This window comes from Streptomyces sp. NPDC052036 (genome assembly GCF_040680495.1).
Taxonomy (GTDB): Bacteria; Actinomycetota; Actinomycetes; order Streptomycetales; family Streptomycetaceae; genus Streptomyces.
The window spans coordinates 1-12,390 of sequence record NZ_JBFAWW010000028.1 but is presented as its reverse complement, the minus strand read 5'-3'; the positions used below and the strand labels follow the sequence as shown (position 1 = coordinate 12,390).

Annotated in this window: 8 protein-coding genes; 7 read left to right on the top strand and 1 reads right to left on the bottom strand. The window is 70.5% G+C overall.

Translation table 11 applies throughout. The features are described from left to right. Window positions 1-187: 187 nt before the first annotated feature. Window positions 188-3,712, bottom strand: coding sequence for a methionine synthase (metH, locus tag AB0L95_RS29925; protein ID WP_365166760.1), 3,525 nt, complete (start codon window positions 3,710-3,712; stop codon window positions 188-190). A 267-nt stretch (window positions 3,713-3,979) separates the two neighbouring features. Here metH and AB0L95_RS29920 point away from each other — a divergent pair, with 267 nt between their 5' ends. The 7 genes from AB0L95_RS29920 (at window position 3,980) to AB0L95_RS29890 (ending at window position 12,252) form a co-directional block, all read left to right on the top strand. After that, entirely contained in the window at window positions 3,980-4,744 is a 765-nt protein-coding gene (locus AB0L95_RS29920; protein ID WP_365166758.1) for an IclR family transcriptional regulator, read from the top strand. Between the two features lie 566 nt (window positions 4,745-5,310). Next, on the top strand, window positions 5,311-6,099 hold the full coding sequence (locus AB0L95_RS29915; RefSeq protein WP_365166756.1) for an MIP/aquaporin family protein: 789 nt from the start codon (window positions 5,311-5,313) through the stop codon (window positions 6,097-6,099). Window positions 6,100-6,184: 85 nt separating this feature from the next. Next, the gene (gene glpK / locus AB0L95_RS29910; protein WP_365166754.1) at window positions 6,185-7,723 is read left to right on the top strand and encodes a glycerol kinase GlpK; all 1,539 of its coding nucleotides are present in this window, start codon (window positions 6,185-6,187) and stop codon (window positions 7,721-7,723) included. A gap of 6 nt (window positions 7,724-7,729) precedes the next feature. Then, window positions 7,730-9,337 (top strand): glycerol-3-phosphate dehydrogenase/oxidase, encoded by a 1,608-nt coding sequence (locus AB0L95_RS29905; protein ID WP_365166752.1) that lies wholly within the window; start codon window positions 7,730-7,732, stop codon window positions 9,335-9,337. A gap of 182 nt (window positions 9,338-9,519) precedes the next feature. Next, entirely contained in the window at window positions 9,520-10,314 is a 795-nt protein-coding gene (locus AB0L95_RS29900; RefSeq protein WP_365166750.1) for a nucleoside phosphorylase, read from the top strand. 114 nt (window positions 10,315-10,428) lie between these two features. Beyond that, window positions 10,429-11,100: a FadR/GntR family transcriptional regulator gene (locus tag AB0L95_RS29895; protein ID WP_365166748.1), complete on the top strand. Its 672-nt coding sequence runs from the start codon at window positions 10,429-10,431 to the stop codon at window positions 11,098-11,100. Window positions 11,101-11,277: 177 nt separating this feature from the next. Beyond that, the gene (locus AB0L95_RS29890; protein ID WP_365166745.1) at window positions 11,278-12,252 is read left to right on the top strand and encodes a PAC2 family protein; all 975 of its coding nucleotides are present in this window, start codon (window positions 11,278-11,280) and stop codon (window positions 12,250-12,252) included. Window positions 12,253-12,390 lie beyond the last annotated feature (138 nt).

The following is a 12,390-nucleotide window of genomic DNA, read 5'->3' as shown; positions in this document are numbered from 1 at the left end:
GCGTACCTCCTTCAAGGGACGACCAGGCCGGTTCCCGGAGGGGGAACCGGCCTGCGGTGGACCGACCAGTGTACGACGGTCGCGGGGAAAGTGCGTGGTGACGCCCGGGCGGGCGCGCCCGACGCGTACGAGAGCGCGCTGCGTACGAGAGCGCGCTGCGTACGAGAGCGCGCTGCGTACGAGAGCGCTATCGGGCGTTGAAGTACTTGGCCTCCGGGTGGTGGATCACGATCGCGTCCGTGGACTGCTCCGGGTGGAGCTGGAACTCCTCGGAGAGATGGACACCGATCCGCTCCGGCTCCAGGAGCTGGGCGATCTTGGCGCGGTCCTCCAGATCGGGGCAGGCGCCGTAGCCGAGCGAGAAGCGGGCACCGCGGTACCTGAGGGCGAACATGTCCTCGATGTCGGCCGGGTCCTCGCCGGCGAAGCCGAGTTCGGCGCGCACCCGCGCGTGCCAGTACTCCGCGAGCGCCTCCGCCAACTGCACGGACAGCCCGTGCAGTTCGAGGTAGTCCCGGTAGGAGTTGGACTCGAAGAGGCGGGCGGTCTCCTCGCCGATCCGGGACCCGACGGTGACGACCTGGAAGCCGACGACGTCCTGTTCGCCGGACTCCTCGGGGCGGAAGAAGTCGGCCAGGCACAGCCGCCGGCCCCGGCGCTGGCGCGGGAAGGTGAACCGGGTGCGCTCGTTGCCCGCCTCGTCGAGGACGATCAGGTCGTCGTCCTTGGACACGCACGGGAAGTAGCCGTGGACGACGGCCGCTTCGAGGAGGTTGTCCGTCTGGAGCCGGTCGAGCAGGCCACGCAGCCGGGGCCGGCCCTCGGTCTCGACGAGTTCCTCGTACGTCGGCCCCTCGCCCGTGCGGGCCTGCTTCAGACCCCACTGGCCCTTGAACAACGCGCCCTCGTCCAGCCAGGAGGCGTACTCCTTGAGCGGGATGCCCTTGATGACGCGGGTGCCCCAGAAGGGCGGGGTGGGCACGGGGTTGTCGGTGGCGACGTCGGAGCGGACATGGCCCTCCTCGGGCCGCTCCTCGATCTCGACGCCGGCGGCCCGCACCCGGCGCTGCCGCAGTTCGGGCAGCTTGACCCCGGGCACGCCCCGCTTGACCCCGATGAGCGCGTCCATCAGACGCAGACCCTCAAAGGCGTCGCGGGCGTAGCGGACCTCGCCCTCGTACAGCTCGTACAGGTCCTGTTCGACATACGCGCGGGTGAGCGCCGCGCCGCCGAGGATGACCGGGTAGGTGGCGGCGAGGCCCCGCTGGTTCAGCTCCTCCAGGTTCTCCTTCATGATCACCGTGGACTTGACCAGGAGCCCGGACATGCCGATGACATCGGCCCGGTGTTCCTCGGCCGCCTCCAGGATCGCGGAGACCGGCTGCTTGATGCCGAGGTTGACGACGTTGTAGCCGTTGTTGGACAGGATGATGTCGACGAGGTTCTTGCCGATGTCGTGGACGTCGCCGCGCACGGTCGCGAGCACGATGGTGCCCTTGCCGGCCTCGTCGGTCTTCTCCATGTGCGGTTCGAGATGGGCGACGGCGGTCTTCATGACCTCCGCGGACTGGAGCACGAACGGCAGCTGCATCTGGCCGGAGCCGAACAGCTCACCGACGACCTTCATGCCGTCCAGGAGCGTCTCGTTCACGATGTCGAGCGCCGGGCGGGTCTGAAGGGCCTCGTCGAGGTCGGCCTCCAGGCCGTTCTTCTCGCCGTCGATGATGCGCCGCTTGAGGCGTTCCTCCAGCGGCAGCGCGGCCAGTTCCTCGGCCTTGCCCGCCTTCAGCGACTTGGCGGTGGCGCCCTCGAACAGCGCCATCAGCTTCTGCAGCGGGTCGTAGCCCTCGGTGCGGCGGTCGTAGATCAGGTCGAGGGCCGTCGTGACCTGTTCCTCGTCGAACCGCGCGATCGGCAGGATCTTCGAGGCGTGCACGATCGCGGAGTCGAGCCCGGCCTTGACGCACTCGTCGAGGAAGACGGAGTTGAGCAGGATGCGGGCGGCCGGGTTGAGCCCGAAGGAGATGTTCGACAGACCCAGGGTGGTCTGCACGTCGGGGTGGCGCCTCTTCAGCTCGCGGATCGCCTCGATGGTGGCGATGCCGTCCTTGCGGGACTCCTCCTGGCCGGTGCAGATGGTGAAGGTCAGGGTGTCGATGAGGATGTCCTCCTCGTGGATGCCCCAGTTCCCGGTCAGGTCGGCGATGAGCCGTTCGGCGATCTCGACCTTCTTCTCGGGGGTGCGGGCCTGGCCCTCCTCGTCGATGGTCAGCGCGATGAGCGCGGCGCCGTGCTCGCGCGCGAGCCGGGTCACCTTCACGAACCGCGACTCCGGCCCGTCTCCGTCCTCGTAGTTGACCGAGTTGATGACGGCCCGGCCGCCGAGCTTCTCCAGGCCCGCCCGGATGACCTCGACCTCGGTGGAGTCGAGGACGATCGGCAGGGTGGAGGCGGTGGCGAAACGGCCGGCCAGCTCCTCCATGTCGGCGACGCCGTCGCGGCCCACGTAGTCGACGCACAGGTCGAGAAGGTGGGCGCCCTCGCGGATCTGCTCCCGGGCCATCTCCACACAGTCGTCCCAGCGGCCCTCCAGCATGGCCTCACGGAACTTCTTCGAGCCGTTGGCGTTGGTGCGCTCGCCGATCGCCAGGTAGGAGGTGTCCTGGCGGAAGGGCACGCTCTGGTAGAGGGAGGCGGCGCCCGGCTCGGGCCGCGGATTGCGCTCGACCGGGGCGAGGTCGCGGACCCGCTCGACGACCTGGCGCAGATGCTCGGGGGTGGTGCCGCAGCAGCCGCCGATCAGGGAGAGTCCGTAGTCGCGGACGAAGTTCTCCTGGGCGTCGGCGAGGCCCTCCGGGCCGAGCGGGAAGTGCGCGCCGTCCTTGGTGAGCACCGGCAGTCCGGCGTTCGGCATGCACAGCAGCGGAATGCGGGAGTGGCGGGTGAGGTAGCGCAGGTGCTCGCTCATCTCGGCGGGGCCGGTCGAGCAGTTCAGGCCGATCATGTCGATGCCGAGGGGTTCCAGCGCGGTCAGCGCCGCGCCGATCTCGGAACCGAGCAGCATGGTGCCGGTGGTCTCGAAGGCCATCGAGCACAGCAGGGGCACCTCGATGCCGGTGGCCTCCATGGCGCGACGGGCGCCCAGGACCGAGGCCTTGGTCTGCAGCAGGTCCTGCGTGGTCTCGACGATGAGGGCGTCGGCGCCTCCGGCGAGCAGGCCCTCGGCGTTGGCCTGGAAGCCGTCACGGATCGTGGTGTAGGCGACATGGCCGAGGGTGGGCAGCTTGGTGCCGGGGCCGATGGAGCCCAGTACCCATCGGCTGCGGCCGTCGTCCGCGGCGAACGTGTCGGCGACCTCGCGGGCGATCCGGGCGCCCGCCTCGGACAGCTCGTACACCCGGTCGGCGATCTCGTACTCGGCCATGGCCGCGTGGTTGGCCCCGAAGGTGTTGGTCTCCACGCAGTCGACGCCCACGGCGAAGTACGCCTCGTGGACGGAGCGGACGATGTCGGGGCGGGTGAGGTTGAGGATCTCGTTGCAGCCTTCGAGGCCCTGGAAGTCCTCCAGGGTCGGATCCTGCGCCTGGAGCATCGTGCCCATCGCGCCGTCGGCCACCACGACACGGGCGGCGAGGGCTTCCCGGAGGGCGTCGATTCGGGTCCGGCTGTCGGTGGAGGAGAACGAAGGGGACGGATTCGGCAACGAGGCCATGGAAGATGCTCCCTGGAGTGCGACGGCTGTCGGCTTTGCGCTTCCCGCGGAAGGCGCACGCGGCCAGGGTAGCCCGCGGTAGGCCCTACGGTCAGAGGCGTCCACGGGGCGGACGGGCGTGCCTCAGGTGGCTCGCACGGAGATTCTCGCGGAACGAATGGCGACCACCCATTAGCGAGAGGTCGGCAACGACCGGTAGTGTTCGGCATTGCCGAACGACGGTCTACGACGGTCGGCGATCGGTCGAAGGACGGAGGCAGGACGGCGATGGCACGGAACATCCAGTCGCTCGAACGGGCGGCCGCGATGCTGCGGCTGCTCGCGGGCGGCGAGCGACGGCTCGGCCTGTCGGACATCGCCTCGTCGCTGGGCCTCGCCAAGGGCACGGCCCACGGCATACTCCGTACGCTCCAGCAAGAGGGGTTCGTCGAGCAGGACACCGCCTCGGGCCGCTATCAGCTGGGGGCCGAACTGCTGCGCCTCGGGACCACCTATCTCGATGTGCACGAGCTGCGGGCGCGCGCCCTGGTGTGGACGGACGACCTGGCCCGCGCGAGCGGCGAGAGCGTCTATCTCGGGGTGCTGCACCAGCAGGGCGTACTGATCGTGCACCACGTCTTCCGGCCCGACGACAGCCGGCAGGTCCTGGAGATCGGGGCCATGCAGCCGCTGCACTCCACGGCCCTCGGCAAGGTGCTGTCGGCGTACGACCCGGTGGCGCACAGCGAGGCGCTGGAGAACGACCGGAAGGCGTTCACCGACCGCACGGTGTGCGAGCTGGACGACTTCGAGCAGCTCCTCGACCTGACCCGGGCCCGCGGGTATGCGGCCGATGTCGAGGAGACCTGGACCGGGGTGGCCTCGGTGGCGGCGCCCATCCACGACCGGCGGCGGATGCCGGTGGGTGCGGTGGGCATCGCCGGCGCGGTGGAACGGGTGTGCCGGGACGGTGAGCTGCGCCCCGAGCTGGTCGCGGCGGTCCGCGACTGCGCCCGCGCGGTGTCCCGGGACCTGGGCGCCGGGCGGTTCTGAGCCTCGCGCGTCCCCGGACTCCCGTAGGAGCCCAGGAACACCAGGAGCACCAGGCCGGTACGCGTACGACGTAGCGGCCCCCTTTGGCGCGCCTGCGGCCTTCGGCGCACCCGCGACCTTTTCGCACGCCCGACGCCTTTCGCACGTCGAGGGGTTCTCACAGGCGTGCGCGGACCCTTCCGTACACCCACACGACCCTCGCGCGCGTTCGCACCCCGTTCACCGGGCCGCCGACCACCGGCACAAGGTCGCCATCGGGCGCCCCGCCCCTGACCGCCCCCGGCGGACACGAAACGTGCCTGCTCGCGCGCGGTGCGCACCCGTTCCAAGATCGATAACTCGCGACGATCAATAACGATCCCGCATTCGATTACCGAACTCTTGACGTCTCGGCGAACCGGAAGCGAGACTCCCGTCCATCGGTCGGCATTGTCGAACACCTACCGGCAATACGCGTTAGAGTGTGACAGCGCCAAGGGCCGACATCGCTCTCACCCCCGAGGGCGCGGACCACCGGAGGGACCCGGGGTTCGCCTTCCCCTGGACGAAGGACAAAGGAGTCGCGGGTGTCCAGCTCCGACATCTTCATCGGCGAGACCATCGGTACCGCCATACTCATCCTGCTCGGTGGCGGCGTCTGCGCCGCCGTCACGCTGAAGGCCTCCAAGGCGCGCAACGCCGGCTGGCTCGCCATCACCTTCGGGTGGGGCTTCGCCGTTCTGACGGCGGTCTACACCTCGGCGCCGCTGTCCGGTGCCCACCTGAACCCGGCCGTGACGCTCGCGCTCGCCATCAAGGACGGCGGCTGGAACAACGTCCCGATCTACTGGGCCGGTCAGCTGCTCGGCGCCATGATCGGTGCCACTCTGGTCTGGGTCGTCTACTACGGCCAGTTCCAGGCCCACCTCACCGACAAAGAGATCGTCGGCGGCCCGGGGGCACAGGACACCAAGGCCGTTGAGGCCGCGGAGGCCCAGGCCGGCCCCGTGCTCGGCATCTTCTCCACCGGTCCCGAGATCCGGAACGCGGTGATGAACCTCGCCACCGAGATCATCGGCACGATCGTGCTGGTACTCGCGGTCCTCACCCAGGGCCTGAACGACAAGGGCAACGGCCTCGGCACCCTGGGCGCCCTGATCACCGCGCTCGTCGTGGTCGCGATCGGCCTCTCCCTGGGTGGCCCCACCGGCTACGCGATCAACCCCGCCCGTGACCTCGGTCCGCGCATCGTGCACGCACTCCTTCCCCTGCCCAACAAGGGCGGCTCCGACTGGGGCTACGCCTGGATCCCGGTCGTCGGTCCGCTGATCGGCGGCGCGATCGCCGCAGGCATATACAACGTCGCCTTCGCCTGAGAAAACTGAGCCTCTCCGGACGCCTCGCTCTCAGTACCGCGCCGTACAGACCGCCCCACCAGCTATGGAATCCCAGGAGCACACCGTGACCGACGCACACACCGCCGGCCCCTTCATCGCCGCCATCGACCAGGGCACCACCTCTTCGCGCTGCATCGTCTTCGACCGGGACGGCCGCATCGTCTCCGTCGACCAGAAGGAGCACGAGCAGATCTTCCCGAAGCCGGGCTGGGTCGAGCACAACGCCACCGAGATCTGGACCAACGTCCAGGAAGTCGTCGCCGGAGCCATCGAGAAGGCCGGCATCACCCGTGACGACATCAAGGCCATCGGTATCACCAACCAGCGCGAGACCACCGTGCTGTGGGACAAGAACACCGGCGAGCCCGTTCACAACGCCATCGTCTGGCAGGACACCCGCACCGACGCGCTCTGCAAGGAGCTGGGCCGCAACGTCGGCCAGGACCGCTTCCGCCGCGAGACCGGCCTGCCGCTGGCCTCCTACTTCGCCGGCCCCAAGGCCCGTTGGCTGCTCGACAACGTCGATGGGCTCAAGGAGCGCGCCGAGGCGGGCGACATCCTCTTCGGCACCATGGACACCTGGGTCATCTGGAACCTGACTGGTGGTGTCGAGGGCGGCCACCACGTCACCGACGTGACCAACGCCTCCCGCACCCTGCTGATGAACCTGCACACCCTGCAGTGGGACGACAAGATCTGCGAGTCGATCGGTGTCCCGCAGCAGATCCTGCCCGAGATCCGCTCGTCCGCGGAGGTCTACGGCGAGGTCAAGGGCGGCAAGCTGGGCGAGCTGCTCGGCGGCATCCCGGTCGCCTCCGCGCTCGGCGACCAGCAGGCGGCCCTGTTCGGCCAGACCTGTTTCTCCGAGGGCGAGGCCAAGTCCACCTACGGCACCGGCACCTTCATGCTGATGAACACCGGCGAGAAGATCATCAACTCCTACTCGGGCCTGCTGACCACGGTCGGCTACCGGATCGGCGACGAGAAGCCGGTCTACGCCCTGGAGGGCTCGATCGCCGTCACCGGCTCCCTGGTGCAGTGGATGCGCGACCAGATGGGCCTGGTCAAGACCGCCGCCGAGATCGAGACGCTGGCGCTCTCGGTCGAGGACAACGGCGGTGCCTACTTCGTGCCGGCCTTCTCCGGTCTGTTCGCCCCGTACTGGCGCTCCGACGCCCGCGGTGTGATCGCCGGCCTGACCCGGTACGTCACCAAGGCACACCTCGCGCGCGCCGTCCTGGAGGCCACCGCCTGGCAGACCCGCGAGATCACCGACGCCATGACCAAGGACTCCGGCGTCGAGCTCGCGGCCCTCAAGGTCGACGGCGGCATGACCTCCAACAACCTGCTGATGCAGACGCTCTCGGACGTCCTGGACGCACCGGTGGTGCGCCCGATGGTCGCCGAGACCACCTGCCTCGGCGCCGCCTACGCCGCCGGCCTCGCCGTCGGCTTCTGGACCAGCACCGACGACCTGCGCGCCAACTGGCGCCGGGCCGCCGAGTGGACGCCCCACATGGACGCGGAGACCCGCGACCGTGAGTACAAGAACTGGCTCAAGGCCGTCGAGCGGACCATGGGCTGGATCGAAGACGAGGAGTAATTCGCGATGACCACCCTGCAGAGTGTCCCGGCTCTGGGGACCCACCCGGCATACGGCTCCACCCCGAGCCGCGCCGAGACCCGGGAGCAGTTGTCCAAGGCGACCTACGACCTCCTGGTGATCGGCGGCGGAATCCTGGGCATCTCCACGGCCTGGCATGCCGCACAGTCGGGCCTGCGGGTGGCGCTGGTGGACGCCGGCGACTTCGCCGGCGCCACCTCCTCCGCCTCCTCCAAGCTGCTCCACGGCGGCCTGCGCTATCTGCAGACCGGTGCGGTGAAGCTGGTGGCGGAGAACCACTTCGAGCGCCGTGCGGTGTCCCGTCAGGTGGCCCCTCACCTGGCGAACCCGCTCACGTTCTACCTCCCCGTGTACAAGGGCGGGCCGCACGGCGCGGCGAAGCTCGGAGCGGGCGTCTTCGCCTACTCCGCACTCTCGGCGTTCGGTGACGGCGTGGGGCACCTGCTGTCGCCGGCCAAGGCGCAGCAGGACGTGCCGGAGCTGCGCACCGAGGACCTCAAGGCCGTGGCCGTGTACGGCGACGACCAGATGAACGACGCGCGCATGGCGCTGATGACGGTCCGTGCGGCCGTCGAGGCGGGCGCCGTCGTGCTGAACCACGCGGAGGTCACCGGACTGCGCTTCACCAGGGGCCGGGTCACCGGCGCCGAGCTGAGGGACCGGGTCTCCGGGGACGAGTTCGGTGTCGACGCGCGGCTGGTGCTGAACGCGACCGGCCCGTGGGTGGACCACCTGCGTCGTATGGAGGACCCGAACGCGGCCCCCTCCATACGTCTGTCCAAGGGGGCGCACCTGGTCCTCAAGCGCACCTCCCCCTGGAAGGCGGCGCTCGCGACCCCGATCGACAAGTACCGCATCACCTTCGCCCTCCCCTGGGAGGACATGCTGCTGCTCGGCACCACGGACGAGGAGTTCGAGGGCGACCCGGCCGAGGTCTCGGTGAACGAGAAGGACATCGACCAGATCCTCGACGAGGCGGCCTTCTCCGTCCGCGACCAGCAGCTGCGGCGTGACCTGATCACGTACTCCTTCGCCGGTCTGCGGGTGCTGCCGGGCGGCCCCGGCAGCACCGCCAAGGCCAAGCGCGAGACCGTCGTCACCGAGGGCCGGGGCGGCATGCTGTCCGTCGCGGGCGGCAAGTGGACCACGTTCCGCCACATCGGCCGTACGGTCATGAAGAAGCTGGAGGCCCTCCCGGGCCGTCCGCTCGGCGACGACTTCGAGCCGATCTCCACGCTGCCGAGGAAGCTGCCGCTGCCGGGCATCGCCAACCCGCGCGCGATCGCCCACCGGCTGGTCGTCGACGGTCCGGCGCCCGGCCCGCGCATGGCGCCCGACACCGCCAAGCACCTGGCCACCCACTACGGCTCGCTGGCCTTCGACATCGCGCGGCTCGCCAACGACAACCCCGAGCTGGGCGAGCGCGTCCACCCGGACGCGCCGGAGATCTGGGCGCAGGTCGTCTACGCCCGCGACCACGAGTGGGCCGAGACGGCGGACGACGTGCTGCGCCGCCGCACCACCCTGACGATCCGTGGCCTGGCCACGGACGAGGTGCGCGGCAAGGTGCAGGACCTGCTCGACAAGAAGTAGGTCCCCCACGACAAGGGGCGGCTCCCCGCACGGAGCCGCCCCTTTCGCGTGCGTGGAGGCGGCGCCGCCGACCCCCGGCCGGTGATCACGGGCTGGGCCGCGCTGCGTACGGTGGGCGGTGTGCGCCGTGCGTTCGCCGCGCGTGCCGCTGCTCGGTCTCGCCGACCCACCGGAGCCGCCCGATGACGCAGGACCTGTCGCCCGTCACCCGCATCCCGCGCACCGGGCTGCCCCCGTACGCCGTCGTCGTGGGCGACCCGGCGCGCACGGCCACCGTCGCCGCACTCCTCGACGGGGCCGAGGAGGTGTCGTACCACCGCGAGTACCGGGTGTTCCGGGGGAGCTGGCAGGGCCTGCCGGTGACGGTCGCCTCGCACGGGGTGGGCGCGCCGGGCGCCATCCTGCTCTTCCAGGAGCTGGCCGACGCGGGCGTCCGGGCGGTGCTGCGGCTGGGCACGGCGGGCGCGATGAGGCCGGGGATCGGCGACGGGGACCTGGTCGTCGCGGAGGCGGCGGTCCGCGACGACGGCGTCACCCAGCAGTTGCTGCCGCCCGAGTACCCGGCGGTGTCCGCGCCGGAGGCGGTTCTCGCCCTGGTACGCGCGGCCCGGGAAGCGGGTGTGCCGCACCATCGGGGGATCGTGTGGACCCGGGCGGCCTTCCAGCCCGGGCTGATCCCGCTGAACGCGTACGACGGGGCGCGGCTCGCGGCGATCGAGATGGAGCTGTCGGCGCTGCTGGTGACCGCCTCGCTGCGCGGGCTGGTCGCCGGTGGTGTGCTGGTGGTGGACGGGGTCAACGCCGACGAACTGCTCGACGAGGAGGCGTCCTTCTCCACGGGCGGCTACGACCCGCACCGCGAGGTGGTGGCCCGGGGCGTGGAACGCGGCGCGGTCGTCGCCCTGGAGGCGCTGCGGCTGCTGGCGCGTGCGGAGGCGGCGTCGGCGGATCCGGCGGAGCCCGGGGCGTCGGCCTGAGCGGGCCGGAGGGCGGTTTCCCCTTCTGCCGTCGGGATTCCCTCCCCCGTTCAGCCCACTGGCGCCGCATAATGAGCTGATACATCGGATGTCTCGGCGACAGGGAGGCGCGTCATGGCGGTCACCGATGAGGCGATCGAGAAGATCAAGGGAATGATCGTCTCCGGCGCGCTGCGTCCCGGCGACCGCCTGCCCAAGGAGAGCGAGCTGGCCGCCGAACTCGGGCTCTCCCGCAACTCCCTGCGCGAGGCCGTACGGGCCCTGTCGCTGATCCGCATCCTGGACGTACGGCAGGGCGACGGCACGTATGTGACGAGTCTCGACCCCCAGCTGCTGCTGGAGGCGCTGAGCTTCGTCGTGGACTTCCACCGCGACGACACCGTGCTGGAGTTCCTCGCGGTGCGCCGCATCCTGGAGCCGGCCGCGACGGCCATGGCGGCCTCCCGGATCAGCGAACAGCAACTGGACTCGCTCACGGCCCAGTTGGACAAGCTGGGTGCCGATCCTTCGGTGGAGGAACTGGTCGCCAGCGACCTGGAGTTCCACCGGGGCATCGTGCAGAGTTCCGGCAACTCGGTGCTGTGCTCACTGCTCGACGGCCTGTCCGGGCCCACCACCCGGGCCCGGATCTGGCGGGGCCTCACCCAGGAGGACGCGGTCAGCCGGACCCTGCACGAGCACCGGGCGATTCTCGGTGCCCTGCGCGACCGGGACGCGGAGGCGGCCCGCTCCTGGGCGACCGTGCACATCGCGTCCGTGGAGCAGTGGCTGCGCTCGACGCTCTGACCGCTCGGAGGAGCGGATCACCTGGTGGGGTGGGCCCAGGGTGACGATCATGGGTGTTCGAGGGCCCCGTACGGGGCAGTCATCCGTTCACTCCCCCGTGCAAGGGGGCTGCGGGCGTCCCCGCCGCACGCCGTAAGGTTGGGACGTACGCGAGGGCACGTCGGAAGGAGGCGCTGGGTGATCGAGCTCGAGGGGGTTCCCGAGCTGATCGACCCGGTCATGGTGGCCGCGTTCGAGGGCTGGAACGATGCCGGCGACGCCGCTTCCACCGCGGTCGCGCATCTGGACAGGGAGTGGAAAGGCGAGGTCTTCGCGGCGCTGGACGCCGAGGACTACTACGACTTCCAGGTGAACCGCCCCACCGTGTTCATGGAGGCCGGGGTCCGCAAGATCACTTGGCCCACGACCCGTCTCTCGGTGGTCCGCGTCGGCGGCGAGAAACCGCGCGACCTGGTACTGGTCCGCGGCATCGAACCGTCGATGCGCTGGCGCTCGTTCTGCAACGAGCTGCTGGGCTTCGCCCATGAGCTGGGCGTGGAGCTGGTCGTCATCCTGGGCGCCCTGCTCGGGGACACCCCGCACACCCGTCCGGTGCCCATCAGCGGGACCACGTCCGACGCGGACCTGGCCCGCCGGATGGACCTGGAGGAGACCAAGTACGAGGGCCCCACGGGCATCGTGGGCGTTCTGCAGGAGGCCTGCACGCACGCGGGCGTCCCGGCCGTCTCCCTGTGGGCGGCGGTCCCGCACTACGTCTCGCAACCGCCGAACCCGAAGGCCACGCTGGCCCTGATCAACCGTCTGGAGGACCTGCTCGACCTGCGCATCCCGCTGGGCGAGCTGCCGGAGGACGCGCGTGCCTGGCAGCTCGGCGTGGACCAGCTGGCGGCGGAGGACAGCGAGGTCGCCGAGTACGTCCAGACGCTGGAGGAGGCCCGGGACACCGCGGAGCTGCCGGAGGCGTCGGGCGAGGCGATCGCCCGGGAGTTCGAGCGGTATCTGCGCCGACGGGACGTCAACCCGCCCGGCGGGCACGCCACGGCGGACGGCGGCGAGGGCGGCCCGTACCGGCGGGAGGGCCCCGGCGGCCGTCCGCGACCGCCGAAGCCACCGCGGACGGGCGGCGAGGACGAGGACTCCACGGAGGACTGACGGGCTGTCGGCCGGTGACGGTCCATGAGGAGCGTTCAAGCCCGGTCGCCGGGCCCGGCCGGACGTGACACCGGTTCAGGACCGTGGGTCTTTGGCCACCTACGCCGAGCGGCGCGGTGCGGATCGTGACGATCCGCA

Bases quoted from the DNA above. Each gene is read 5' to 3' on its own strand.
- AB0L95_RS29920 (WP_365166758.1), top strand. From the start codon at position 3,980: ATGGCACGGAACATCCAGTCGCTCGAACGGGCGGCCGCGATGCTGCGG.
- AB0L95_RS29895 (WP_365166748.1), top strand. From the start codon at position 10,429: ATGGCGGTCACCGATGAGGCGATCGAGAAGATCAAGGGAATGATCGTC.
- metH (WP_365166760.1), bottom strand. From the start codon at position 3,712: ATGGCCTCGTTGCCGAATCCGTCCCCTTCGTTCTCCTCCACCGACAGC.
- AB0L95_RS29900 (WP_365166750.1), top strand. From the start codon at position 9,520: ATGACGCAGGACCTGTCGCCCGTCACCCGCATCCCGCGCACCGGGCTG.
- AB0L95_RS29905 (WP_365166752.1), top strand. From the start codon at position 7,730: ATGACCACCCTGCAGAGTGTCCCGGCTCTGGGGACCCACCCGGCATAC.